This window comes from Brevibacterium linens ATCC 9172 (assembly GCF_900169165.1).
In the GTDB taxonomy this organism is placed as follows: Bacteria; Actinomycetota; Actinomycetes; order Actinomycetales; family Brevibacteriaceae; genus Brevibacterium; species Brevibacterium linens.
The window spans coordinates 1-11,532 of the sequence record NZ_FXYY01000015.1 but is presented as its reverse complement, the minus strand read 5'-3'; the positions used below and the strand labels follow the sequence as shown (position 1 = coordinate 11,532).

Sequence of the window (11,532 nt, the reverse complement as noted above, 5' to 3'; positions counted from 1 at the left end):
CGCACGTAGAATGAGATGCTATGAGACCACGGCGACATCGCGACCGACATGGGCGGGGACTGCGGTCTCCGCTGCACCGGGCCGAGGTGCCCGCGCGGCAGAGTCGGGCGGAGAGTTTCGCCGCGGTCGCAGCCGCCGAGTTCGCCCGGATGGGCAGACGCGAACCCGATCTCCTGGCCGAGGTGGTGCTGGCCGTCGATTCCGTCCCGCCGGCGAGTTCGACCGAACCGAGCTTCGGTCGCGTCTTCCCGCCGGCCGGGGACCGCCCCACCCATATCGTCCTCTATCGGCGAGTGATCGAAGACCATGCCGGCAGCGAGGCCCGCGATGCACTCATCGCCGAGGTGGTGGCCGACCAGATCGATATCCTCCGTCGCACCTGAGACCGCTCGGCGGGCCTCCCCGGCGCGGCAGGTCGAGCAGGCCCGCCCACAGCAGGTCGCAGGATCTCAGCCGAGACGGATATCCCGGTAGGCCACCCCCGCCGGGGCCGGGGCCGGGACGGCAGTGGAGATACCGTCCTCTGTGGTCACGACGAGAGTCGCATGCACTCCATCGGCCTGCGACCCCGAAGCTTGGGATCCTTTGAGGACGAGCGCGCGCACCGGCTCCTCGGAGACCTCGCTCGGGTTGAACACGGTCGTTCCCGTCGGGTTGAGATCGATCGACTGCGGGTCGGTAAGCGTTCCGTCGTCGAGCATTCCCTGCACCTGCACATGCCCCTGACCGGGCGAGAGATAAAGGGAGGACTCACCCGTGCGCGGAAGCGCCAAGATCTGGGTCTCGGCGAGAGTGTCGGTTGACGGGATGCTGCCGAAGTCGGCCGCACCCTTCTCACCGTCCTTGCCGATGAAGGCCCCCGCCTGCACACGCTGCGACGATTCGACGACGAGGCTCGTGGCATCGAGATCGCCGAGCTCGGCCTCGGCGACACCGCGGCCGACGACGGTCATGGACGAACGGCGAATGTCGATCTCGCCGTCGGGTCCGTACGCCCTCAGGGACACCTCGGCGAGATCGCTGCTCGGGTTCGCCACCCGCACCCGCACATCCTTGCCGCTGAGTCCGGTGAGCACCTGCTGGCGATCGGCTCCGGCACCACCGGCGGCGAGGTCGATGCCCTGCGGTTCGAGGCCGTCGAGGACGGTCTCCTGGATCGAGCCGGCCAGCACTCCACCGTCGACGGTGACGTCGACGGCCAGGGCTTCGGCTCCTCCGGCCAGACCGCCCAGCGGGACGGCACGCTGCTGACCGGCCTTGATGCTCAGTTCGGTCGGTTCTGCAGTCTCACCGCCGGGAGTCATGAGGGCGACCTTCGCCTGGACGGGAACGTCTCCCGGATTGCTCAGCAGCAGCTGCGAGTTCGAGCCGGTGGCACCGGATCCGGCGACGATCCGGAAGCTGCTCGACGCCTGGGCACAGGTGAGTGTGGCGAGGCCGGTGAGGTCACCGGAACTGCCTTCGACGGTCTCGAGACCGGTCGTCAGTGCAGGGGCGCCGGGACGGGCGAAACCGGTGACGAGCTTTGTCGAGTCGATGCTGTCATCGCCGGAGACGAAACCCTGGCCGGAGGGATTGTCGAAGTCGATCGAACCGCCCAGATCGGCGACCTGCAGGCGAGCCGAGGAGGTCGAGCCGTCTGCAGCGCCGATCGGAGCGGACGCGGAGACGACCCGGGTCGAGACCTTCGAATCATCGACGAACTCGGCATCGGTGCCTTCGGCTTCCTCGGCTGTGAGCAGGGGACCCGGGCAGACGACGCGGGTATCCGCGGTGGGCATGCGCACCTGCTCGGGGCTGCGGTTCAGCGTGCCGGGGGTCAGCGGAGTGAGGAACGAGGTCGTGGCCACGAGCACTCCGGGCACGGCGATGGCCGCGAAGGTGACGATGCTGCGCTGATGCTTCATGCTCTCTCCTCGGCGCGGCCGGGCGTGCTCGTCGTGTTCCCTGCCCGACCGAAGGGAATGGCCACGATGAGGCTGAGCAGTCCGAGGACCCATCCGATGATGACTCCGACCGGGTAGAGCGGCGAGTTCAATGTGATGTCGACCGTCCCTCCGGACGCGGGGAGGTCGAATTCGCTGGCCCACTCCTCTGCGTCGGGCTTCGGCTGCGGCAGCGGCTCGCCGTCGATGCGCGCGGTGATTCCGTCTGAGGCGTCGGCGATCGTCAGTGTGCGCCCCTCCTGGCCGGCCGGCACCGTCGCGGTGGTGCCCGTCATCGCCGCGGTGGAGACCTGCCCTTCGGAGTCGCGGATGAGGAACCGTCCGCTGTAGGGCTTGTCGACGCGCCACAGCTGTCCCGACGAGGTGGGGCCGACCGGCAGGAGGCCCTCCGAGACGGACACGGAGTTGGTCAGGCTGCCGGCGTTCGGGCCGATGAGGACGAAATCGACCCCGAGCTCGCCGAGGATGCTGCCGACGTCACCGGCGTCGTCGGCCGACAGCGCGGACGCGGCCTGAGCCACGAGCACCTGGTCGGAGGTGATCGGCAGCGGACGACGCTGCCACGGCCACCCGCCGACGGTCTCGGCCGAGGTCACGGTCGAGGTGCCCAGAACCGTGCCGTCGGCAGAGGAGACGAGAGTGGCCAGAACCTCTCCGTCGACATTGACCAGACGGAGAGTGCGCGCCTGGGTCGCCCCTTCCGCGCGATCGGCGGCCAGAGCGGGGACAGTGCTCTCAGATGTCGCGGTGACCGGATCCGACGAGGACGCGGCCTGTCCGGCACCGATGGCGACGAGCCCGATGGCCGCCACTGTCACGAGCCCGACGAGGCCGCGCATGGGCGCACGACCAGCGGTCGCGGAGCTCGCCTCGGCACCGCTCTTCGGGGTCGTCGCACCGGCGGTCCGGCCGCGCCGGGGACGTCGTCCGGCCGCGCGGTCGGCACCGAGGCACAGCAGCAGGATCGAGCCGAGGCTGACCAGGGTCAGTCCTGCTGCGGGGTAGGACTCGATGAGATGGAACGGCCCCGTCTGCGCGGGCAGATGCACTTGGACCGTGGCAAGGACGAGACCGCCGAGGTAGAGCCCGACCGCCCAGGTCAGGCGGGAGAGTTCGAGCCGGGTTTCGATGAGGGCGAAGAAGGCCAGGATGAGCATCGGCAGCATGAGGACCGGTGCCCAGAGCTCGAGGACGTCGGCAGAGACCTCGCCGAGACCGAGGTCGGCGATGAGGTTCGCCAGCCAGGTCATGTCGATCGGAGCGGGGAAGCCGACGGCCAGAAGATACGTCGGCGCAGAGTCCGTGGCCGTGGTCTGCCCGGGCATGGTCAGCAGCGTTCCGGGTTCGCGGACCACGGCCCACAGCCATGGCCAGCCCAGGAACACGGTCGGAGCGAGCAGCCACAGATGACGCAGGCCGCGACCGGCGACCAGCAGCACCGCTGTGCCGAGGATCGTGACCAGCAGGAGGAGCGGAACTCCGGCGGTGATGACGTACAGCAGCAGGCCTGTGCCGGCGGCCGCGGCGATCGATCCGGTGGTCAGGCTGCGGCGCAGAGTCACCGCCACCAGCGGTGCGCAGATCCAGACGAAGACCACGCCGAGGCGGCCGTCCGACAGTGCGGTCGTCAGCAGCGGGGACGCGATCCACAGCAGAGCGGCGAAACCTCGGACCCACCGCCGGGCCAGCACGCTGCCCGCACCCGCGTAGGCGCTGATGGCGGCCGCGATCGGTGCAGCCAACAGCAGGGAGCGGACCATGACGTCGACATGGCCGAAGAAGAGGAGGGAGAGGACGCCGAGGACGAGGTGATAGGGGTCGGCAGGCACTGCCGCACCGGTCGAGACGTCGAGGTGCCGGCCGAGCAGGCGGTCGACGATCTCACCGAGGCCGATGTCCGTCGACCCCAGGGCGCCGCCGTCGAGGTGACCGGGGCCGAAGAGTCGAAAGCTGATGACACCGCTCATCACCACGGCAGCGAGGATCACATAGGTCAGGGGTGCGCGCAGCAGGCTGGAACCGCCGGTGATCTCCAGTCGGGAGAAGGAGTCGATGGCCTCCTCGGTGTCGCCGACCGGATTGAGCTCCGCATCGGCGTCGGGGCCGCCGGTGGGCACCTCTGCAGGACGCGGGTCGTCGGCCTCACCGCTCATCGTCCGGCGTTGGACGGCGAGTTCTTCGTCATCGGCGAAGAGCGCGGCAACGTGGGCGGTGTTCGATCGTTTGGCCACTCGGTTGCGACGTGCGTTGGCCCGCCGCAGCGGGGCGGTGGTCGACACGTCCGTGGGAAGTCCGAAGAGTGCCGAGAGATGCCATCCGGCGGGGCGGAAGTTGTTCGACAGCAGCCCGCCGAGGATGCGGCCGATATGGCCGATCGCGAGCAGGCAGAACAGGGAGAACAGTCCCTGTCCGGCGAGGCTGAGACGGTATCGCTGCTCGGTCCGCATCTGAGCTTTCGATGTCGGCGGGTGGGGTGAGGAGCCGAGTCGGGCGGCCGAGGTCGCGGAGATCTCCATCCGCGCACGCGGTGCCAGCAGCACGCGGGCGCCGAGGTCGCGCAGACGACGGGAGTATTCGAGTCCGGAGTAGGCGGGGCCGAGCACTCGGGAGGGTGCGCCGATGCGCTCAAGTTCCGTGGTGGCCATGAGCAGGCCCGGGAGGTCGAGACCCAGCGTTTCGATCTGACTGTCGCGCTGGCCCTGATCGATCTCCCCGGAGCCTACGGGGTTGAAGCGCTCCCCCGCCGAGGTGGTGCTCACTCCGGCGGAGACGATGCGGCCGGAGCACATGAGCTTCGGTCCGACGGCGGCGATGGATTCCGTCTCCCCGATGGCGTCGAGCAGCTCATCGAGACAGTCGGGTTCGGGACGGGAGTCAGGGGTGAGGAACCACAGGAAATCCGAGTCCGCGACGTCCGGCATCTCGCCGGCTTCGCGGACCGTCCGACCCCCGAGATCCACCACGGGGATCTCGGGGAAGTGCGGACGAAGAGCTGTTTCGAGCTCGACCTTGCTGGCATCGTCGCCGGAGACGACGACGATGGTGACGGATTGACTCACACGACCTTTTTCTTGAGCCGGCGGCGTTCGCGTTCGGACATTCCGCCCCAGATGCCGAAGCGCTCATCGTTGGCGAGAGCATATTCGAGGCATTCGGAACGGACGTCGCAGGAGGCGCAGACCCGCTTGGCTTCACGAGTCGATCCGCCCTTCTCCGGGAAGAACGCCTCGGGGTCGGTCTGAGCGCAGAGGGCCTGGTCCTGCCAGGACAGTTCGCCGTCGTCCGCGGCTCCCAGGAGCAGCGACAGCGGAGAGACCGCGGAGTTGTCCGGCTGCAGCGGTGTCAGATCACTCGGATCGACGGCCAGCGGATCCGGCAGCGTCTCGGGTGTACGTGCTCCCGGTTCGATGAACCAGTCTTCGGCACGGCGGGAGGTGACTCCCGGTGCGGCGGTGAAGTCTTCTCTCTCCCGCCATTCTCTCTGTGCACTTTGCACGGTTTTCCCCTTTCTCACGCTCGAGCAGGTCCAGTACCGTGACTGAGGCGATCAGTCCGATGTACGGTCGAATCCTGAAGGATCCCTGCTCGGCGCGTTCCCCTTAGGTATAAATTACACGCGTGTCATTACCGCCCCGTCAAGCCCTTATGGAGTACTGAGACACCCCATGAGACGCAATTCGAACACGCATTCACATGCACACGCACCCAGAACCCCATATATAGGTCACGGTCCGGTCATAGGGCACAACCTGTGGGATCCGCCTGAACAAACCTGGAGAATTTAGAAAGTGGGGACCCGCAATGGGATTATGGAGGAATGAGAGTGGAATCACCGGCGGTCCGGCATGAATGATCGTCTGCTCACCGTCTACGCGCCTCCCGTCGAGGAAGAGATCGGGCAGGGTTCCGACCTCTCTGCGATCCTCATCAACGCACTGCGGCGCAACCGCATCGACCTCAAGGACGGCGATATCCTCGTCGTCGCGTCGAAGGTCGTCTCCAAAGCCGAGGGCCGCCTGCGCACGGTCTCAGATCGCGCCGAGTTCGAAGAACTCGTCGCGGAGACCGGCACTCACCTCGTCGCCGAACGCTCCTATCGCTCCGGCACCACCGTTCAGGTCGTGCGCACTCCGGCGGGCACCGTGCAGGCCGCAGCGGGTCTCGACCAGTCGAACTCCGGCGGCGCCGTCATCCTCCACCCCCTCGACAGCGACCGGTCCGCCGATGGTCTGCGCCGACGGGTCGAGCAGGCCTTCGAGGTGCGCATCGGCCTGGTCATCTCGGATACGAGTTCGCGGCCGTGGCGGGTCGGGGTCGGCGATATCGCCATCGGATTGTCCGGGTTCTCCGGCCTGGACGACCAGCGCGGTCGCCCCGACGACGACGGACGCGTCCAGACCGTGACCGTGCGCGCTGTCGCCGACGAGATCGCGGCGGCAGCGGACCTGGTCAAAGGCTCCTCCCGCGGACTGCCGATGGCGTTGGTCCGCGGGGCCGGCGGATACCTCGACAACGGCAGCGACGGCGCCCGGGCACTGTCCCGCGATCTCGGCGAGGACTGGTTCCGCCACGGTCACGTCGAAGCCATCCAGCGCGGGCTGGGCGTCACCGACCTGCCCGGCAGCGCCCCTGCCGGCGACAACAGCGACGACATCCTCGAACGCGTCTCTCGAGCGATCCGCGTCGTCCGCGCCGGGCAGTCGCGGACTCCCGGCCATGCGGCATGGCGGATGCGCATCGAAGGCTCCGGATCGCGGATTACGCTCAGTCCCTCTGATTCACCGGCGACCGCTCAGTCGGGCGGTCCTCCGTTGCTCGAGGCGATGGTCGGGCTCGGGTCCTTGGTCGAACGGCTCCACACCGCGCTCTTCGCCGAGGATCTCAGTGCTTCCACCCGCTATCACTGGGTCGACGGTGAGCTGGGGGCCTTCCCCCGCGGGGTGACGATCGACATCGGTCTCATCGTGCCCTGATCTGCCCGGCCGACACCACACAACCGACACCACACATCCGACACCGAAGAAAGCGGCTATGGATCTCTCAGTCATTGCGCACACCGGCGGACCCGTCCTCATCTGGCGCGGCCCCGATTTCGATCGCCTCGACCTCACCGGCCCGGTCGTCTCGAACTGGGTGAATAAGGGAGTCGGCCTCTTCGGCGACTATGACCTCGGCCCGGACTTCACACTCTTCGCTCCGCTGCCGGAGGGACTGCACTGGCGTGAACTCGTCGCGATCCTCAGCGTCCTGCTGGCCGGAGGCCGCGTCACCATCGCCGCAGAACCGCCGGCGGAGGACTTCATGGCTCTCGTTCCCGTCGGTCATGAGGATGATGACGCGGTGGCCGATGCCGACGAGGTCTTCGTCTTCAATCCCCCGGCCCTGGCGCTGAGCACTCCGGTCGATACCGATTTCATCGACGTCAATTCCGCGATCCGCGCCTACCCCGATGTCACTGCACGCCGCCTCGACGCTTCGGGCATCCTCGAAGTGGACGGACGGGTCATCGGCTGGACGAGCTCGGAGACGACCGCCGAGCCCCGCCCGCAGGGACTGCTCGTCGCGAACTCGACCCCGCTGCCGGGCGAGTGGCCGCGCTTCCTGCAGCACCTCCTCGGTGGTGGTGAAGTCCTGCTCACCAGCAGAGTCGACGATGCTCGCATCACGGACCTGGCCGCCGGGCTGGGAGTGGTCCATGGCACACTGGGCACATGGACAAAGTAGTTGATACCCCCGCAGCAGCGGTGGCCGACATTGCAGATGGATCATCGATCGCCGTGGGCGGCTTCGGTGTCGTGGGCGTGCCCGAATTCCTCATCCGGGCGCTCCAGGACCAGGGAGCGAAGGACCTCGAGGTGATCTCGAACAACGCCGGCGTCGACGGCCGCGGTCTGGGCATTCTGCTCGCCGACGGGCGGCTTCGCCGCATCATCGCCTCCTACGTCGGCGAGAACAAGGAATTCGCCCGTCAGTACCTCTCCGGTGAACTTGAGGTCGAACTCACCCCGCAGGGCACCCTGGCGGAGAAGCTGCGTGCAGGAGGCGCCGGAATTCCGGGCTTCTACACCATCACGGGCGCAGGCACCCAGGTGGCCGAAGGCGGCATGCCCTGGAAGTACGACTCGGTCGGCAACGTCGTCACGGAGTCCCCGGCCAAGGAGACGAAGGTCTTCGACACCTTCGGCGAAGAGAAGGAATACGTCCTCGAGAAGTCCCTGGCCCCCGACTACGCACTAGTGCGTGCGGCGATCGGCGACCGGCACGGCAACCTCGTGTTCCACTCCTCGGCCAGGAACTTCAATCCCCCGGCCGCACAGTCGGCTCGCATCACCATCGCCGAGGTCGAAAAGCTCGTCGAACCCGGCGAGATCGATCCGGACATGGTCCACGTGCCGGGCGTCTTCGTCCACCGCGTGGTGCCGCTGACACCTGAGCAGGTGGCGGACAAGCCCATCGAGAAGCGCACCGTACGAGAAGCCTGAGGAGACACAGAAATGTCATTGACACGCAATCAGATGGCGGCCCGTGCCGCCCAGGAACTCGAAGACGGCAGCTACGTCAACCTCGGCATCGGCATGCCGACCCTGGTTCCGAACTTCCTGCCCGAGGGCGTCCATCTCGTCCTCCAGTCGGAGAACGGGCTGCTCGGTGTCGGCCCCTACCCGACCGAGGACGAGATCGACCCCGACCTCATCAACGCGGGCAAGGAGATCGTGACGATGAACCCGGGCGCCGCGTACTTCGACTCGGCGGCGAGCTTCGGCATGATCCGCGGCGGCAAGATCAACGCCGCGATCCTCGGCGCCATGCAGGTGGCCACGAACGGCGACATCGCGAACTGGATGATCCCGGGCAAGATGGTCAAGGGCATGGGCGGCGCGATGGACCTCGTGCACGGCGCCCAGCGCGTCATCGTCATCATGGACCACGTCGCCAAGGACGGCTCGCACAAGTTGCTGAAGTCCTGCGACCTGCCGCTGACCGGAAAGGGCGTCGTCGAACGCATCATCACCGATATCGCAGTCCTCGATGTCAGCGGTGACGCCTTCACCCTCGTCGAGCTCGCCCCGGGCGTGACCGTCGACGAGGTCAAGGAGAAGACCGGCGCCGAGGTGATCGTCCCCGCCGACGTCCCCACCGTCGAGGTCGCCGCCTGAGCTCCAGGTGACCGGCAGGCGGCTCTGCCGTACGCGAGCAGTGTCCGAACGAGGACACCTGCCGATCGAACAGTGGTCACCATCGGATGCTCTGAACGCTGAGAAGTATCCGAACGTGACCACAGTTCTGTGTTCTGCCGCCGGCGAGGAGTCCGGTCCGTTCGCCGCAGACTCAGCGGCCGGCGGCTCCGGAGTCCAAGCCGGTGGTCGCCACGAACAGGTCGCCGTGGCCGTCTGCCGTCACAATCGGTTCGTTCGCCGCGATGAAGGCGCTCTGCCCACGCTCGAGGGTGAGCGTCGAACCGAGCGAACTGAGTGTGACAGCACCCGCGGTGCACAGCGCGATCGCAGCACCGCGTCGCTCCACGTTCGTCGCCCGTGGGCACCGCAGCGCCTGCAGAGCGAAATCGTCGGTGGGGCCGAGCAGCATTCCGGAGCGGTCGGGTTCGACCATCCGCGGGGTGCCGGCGCGGAAGTCCGTGATCGTCGCCAGCTGTTCGATGTCGACGTGCTTCGAGGTCAGTCCGCCGCGCACGACGTTGTCGCTCGAAGCCATGATCTCGATGCCCGTGCCGAAGAGATAGGCGTGCAGAACCCCGGCGTCCATGGTCAGCGCCTCACCCGGCTGCAGGTGGACTCGGTTGAGCATGAGCCCGACCAGAGCACCCGGATCGTGTGGGTAGTCGGTGACGAGCTCGCAGAACGTCTGTGCTGGGTCGACCGCACTGCCGGACCGGCTGATGTGCCCGGATGGCTGTTCGTCGATTCCGTGGGCGGCCACCTCGTCGACGAGCCCCGGTGTCCCCGGGTCGCTGAGGATGATTTCGACGGCACGGGACAGGGCCTTGGACTCACTGAAGGACTTCAGCGCGCCGATGATCGCTCCCAGGACATCCAAGGACGGCGGAGTCAGCGGCTGAGAGAGCATCCTTTCGAACGTCGCCCGCACAGCCTTGCGCGGGCGGAACCCCGTGAGCGCGTGGAAGTCCGTGAGAGCATAGATGAGCTCCGGTTTCGCCGAGGCATCCTTGAAGTTCCGGTCGGGAGCGTCCAGCGCCGGACCGTTCGCTTCCTCGGCGGCGAATCCTGCCCGCGCCTGCTCGCGATTCGGGTGCACCTGGATCGACAGGGCCTTACTGGCCGAGAGCACTTTGAGCAGGAACGGCAGTCGCGTACCGAAGGACTCGAGGGAATTGTGCCCGAGCAGGCCCTCCGGGTCCCCCGCCAGATATTCGATGAGGTTGGGCCCGAGCCGAGGCTCGGCCTCGGTCGCCACGCCGCCGGCTGCCTCCTGAGCGCCGAGGCGGTTCCGTTGTTCCAGCGGAGATTGGGCGCGAGTGCGGCTGACGTCGAGTCGAGAGGGGCTGACCGGGTGGGCTCCGAGCCAGAGTTCCGCGCAGGGGGTGCCGTCCGGAGCAGTGCCGAGGATTGCGGGAATCGCGTCGGTGCTGCCCCATTCGAAGTTCTTGACCGTGTTGTGCAGACGATGCACTGCGGGCCCCCTTCTGACAGATGAGAGTCGTCATCACATCCGGTGTGTTCCGGGTGTGCTTCGACAAGCCTAGTCCCACCATCACACGCCGAGGCGGCACTTCACTGACTGTTCAACCGAAGTCACGATCAATTCACCGCTTGTCACCTGGGCTGATGCTTTCACACCGGTCACCATCGCCCGCAGGATCGTGGGGAGAACCAGACAGTGCCCCGAAGACGATCCGCAGTGGGATCGTCCTCGGGGCACTGGGTCGCAGACGCTGTCCGCCCTGTCCTCGAAGCCAGGTGTCAGCCGACGACGCGGATGACCTTGGCTCCGCGGTTCAGCATCCAACTGTAGCTGCGCTTCGTGGTGTTCGTCCGCGACGAACCGGCGTCGTACATCTGGCCCTTGGTCTCGGAGATGATTCCGATGTGACCGGGGATCCAGATGAGGTCGCCGGCCTTGGCGTCCTTGAGAGAGATCTCTTTGCCCGCGTAACGCTGCTGGCTGGTTGTGCGCGGCAGTTTGATGCCGTTCTTGCCATAGACGTACTGGGTGTAGCCCGAGCAGTCCCAACCGGTCTTCGGCGACGTGCCGCCCCAGACGTACCTGACGCCGAGGTTGGCCTTCGCGTCCTTGATGATGGACGCACGCTGGGCCGCGATCTTCTCGGCCTTGGACGGCTTGTCGTCCTTCTTGGAGTCATCCTTGGACTTGTCATCCTTCTTGGAGTCATCCTTGGACTTGTCATCCTTCTTGGAGTCATCCTTGGACTTATCATCCTTCTTGGAGTCATCCTTGGACTTATCATCCTTCTTGGAGTCATCCTTGGACTTGTCATCCTTCTTGGAATCGTCCTTGGACTTGTCATCCTTCTTGGAATCGTCCTTGGACTTGTCATCCTTCTTGGAATCGTCCTTGGACTTGTCATCCTTCTTGGAATCGTCCTTGG

The 11,532-nt window shown here is 66.7% G+C and carries 10 protein-coding genes; 5 read left to right on the top strand and 5 right to left on the bottom strand.

All coding sequences use genetic code 11. The features are described from left to right. Positions 1-20: 20 nt before the first annotated feature. Positions 21-383 (top strand): hypothetical protein, encoded by a 363-nt coding sequence (locus BLIN9172_RS11770; RefSeq protein ID WP_101555254.1) that lies wholly within the window; start codon positions 21-23, stop codon positions 381-383. Between the two features lie 66 nt (positions 384-449). Here BLIN9172_RS11770 and BLIN9172_RS11765 read toward each other — a convergent pair whose 3' ends face one another. The 3 genes from BLIN9172_RS11765 to BLIN9172_RS18845 are packed head-to-tail and all read right to left on the bottom strand — an operon-like array spanning position 450 to position 5,442. Beyond that, positions 450-1,907 carry a DUF5719 family protein gene (locus BLIN9172_RS11765; RefSeq protein ID WP_101555253.1) on the bottom strand — a complete coding sequence of 486 codons (1,458 nt, stop codon included), beginning with the start codon at positions 1,905-1,907 and terminating at the stop codon, positions 450-452. Continuing rightward, positions 1,904-5,005: a glycosyltransferase family protein gene (locus tag BLIN9172_RS11760; RefSeq protein WP_101555252.1), complete on the bottom strand. Its 3,102-nt coding sequence runs from the start codon at positions 5,003-5,005 to the stop codon at positions 1,904-1,906. Before BLIN9172_RS11760 ends, BLIN9172_RS11765 begins: the two co-directional genes overlap by 4 nt. Then, on the bottom strand, positions 5,002-5,442 hold the full coding sequence (locus tag BLIN9172_RS18845; RefSeq protein WP_369864242.1) for a WhiB family transcriptional regulator: 441 nt from the start codon (positions 5,440-5,442) through the stop codon (positions 5,002-5,004). The genes BLIN9172_RS11760 and BLIN9172_RS18845 overlap by 4 nt, the downstream gene beginning before the upstream one ends. A gap of 349 nt (positions 5,443-5,791) precedes the next feature. On the opposite strand from BLIN9172_RS18845, the gene BLIN9172_RS11750 reads away from it, so the two are divergent. The 4 genes from BLIN9172_RS11750 to BLIN9172_RS11735 are packed head-to-tail and all read left to right on the top strand — an operon-like array spanning position 5,792 to position 9,103. Next, positions 5,792-6,919 carry a coenzyme F420-0:L-glutamate ligase gene (locus BLIN9172_RS11750; RefSeq protein ID WP_101555251.1) on the top strand — a complete coding sequence of 376 codons (1,128 nt, stop codon included), beginning with the start codon at positions 5,792-5,794 and terminating at the stop codon, positions 6,917-6,919. A 58-nt stretch (positions 6,920-6,977) separates the two neighbouring features. Further along, complete coding sequence (locus tag BLIN9172_RS11745; protein WP_101555250.1) at positions 6,978-7,670, top strand: hypothetical protein; 693 nt, start codon at positions 6,978-6,980, stop codon at positions 7,668-7,670. Beyond that, positions 7,658-8,428 (top strand): CoA transferase subunit A, encoded by a 771-nt coding sequence (locus BLIN9172_RS11740; protein WP_101555249.1) that lies wholly within the window; start codon positions 7,658-7,660, stop codon positions 8,426-8,428. Before BLIN9172_RS11745 ends, BLIN9172_RS11740 begins: the two co-directional genes overlap by 13 nt. Before the next feature lie 12 nt (positions 8,429-8,440). After that, positions 8,441-9,103 (top strand): CoA transferase subunit B, encoded by a 663-nt coding sequence (locus tag BLIN9172_RS11735; protein WP_025777157.1) that lies wholly within the window; start codon positions 8,441-8,443, stop codon positions 9,101-9,103. A 172-nt stretch (positions 9,104-9,275) separates the two neighbouring features. On the opposite strand, the gene manA is transcribed toward BLIN9172_RS11735, so the two are convergent. Beyond that, the gene (gene manA / locus BLIN9172_RS11730; protein ID WP_101555248.1) at positions 9,276-10,595 is read right to left on the bottom strand and encodes a mannose-6-phosphate isomerase, class I; all 1,320 of its coding nucleotides are present in this window, start codon (positions 10,593-10,595) and stop codon (positions 9,276-9,278) included. A gap of 290 nt (positions 10,596-10,885) precedes the next feature. After that, positions 10,886-11,532 (bottom strand): C40 family peptidase (locus BLIN9172_RS11725; RefSeq protein WP_145997953.1); only part of this gene is annotated, 647 nt, incomplete at its 5' end.

Bases quoted from the DNA above. Each gene is read 5' to 3' on its own strand.
- BLIN9172_RS11770 (WP_101555254.1), top strand. From the start codon at position 21: ATGAGACCACGGCGACATCGCGACCGACATGGGCGGGGACTGCGGTCT.
- BLIN9172_RS11765 (WP_101555253.1), bottom strand. From the start codon at position 1,907: ATGAAGCATCAGCGCAGCATCGTCACCTTCGCGGCCATCGCCGTGCCC.
- BLIN9172_RS11750 (WP_101555251.1), top strand. From the start codon at position 5,792: ATGAATGATCGTCTGCTCACCGTCTACGCGCCTCCCGTCGAGGAAGAG.
- BLIN9172_RS11745 (WP_101555250.1), top strand. From the start codon at position 6,978: ATGGATCTCTCAGTCATTGCGCACACCGGCGGACCCGTCCTCATCTGG.
- BLIN9172_RS11740 (WP_101555249.1), top strand. From the start codon at position 7,658: ATGGACAAAGTAGTTGATACCCCCGCAGCAGCGGTGGCCGACATTGCA.
- BLIN9172_RS11735 (WP_025777157.1), top strand. From the start codon at position 8,441: ATGTCATTGACACGCAATCAGATGGCGGCCCGTGCCGCCCAGGAACTC.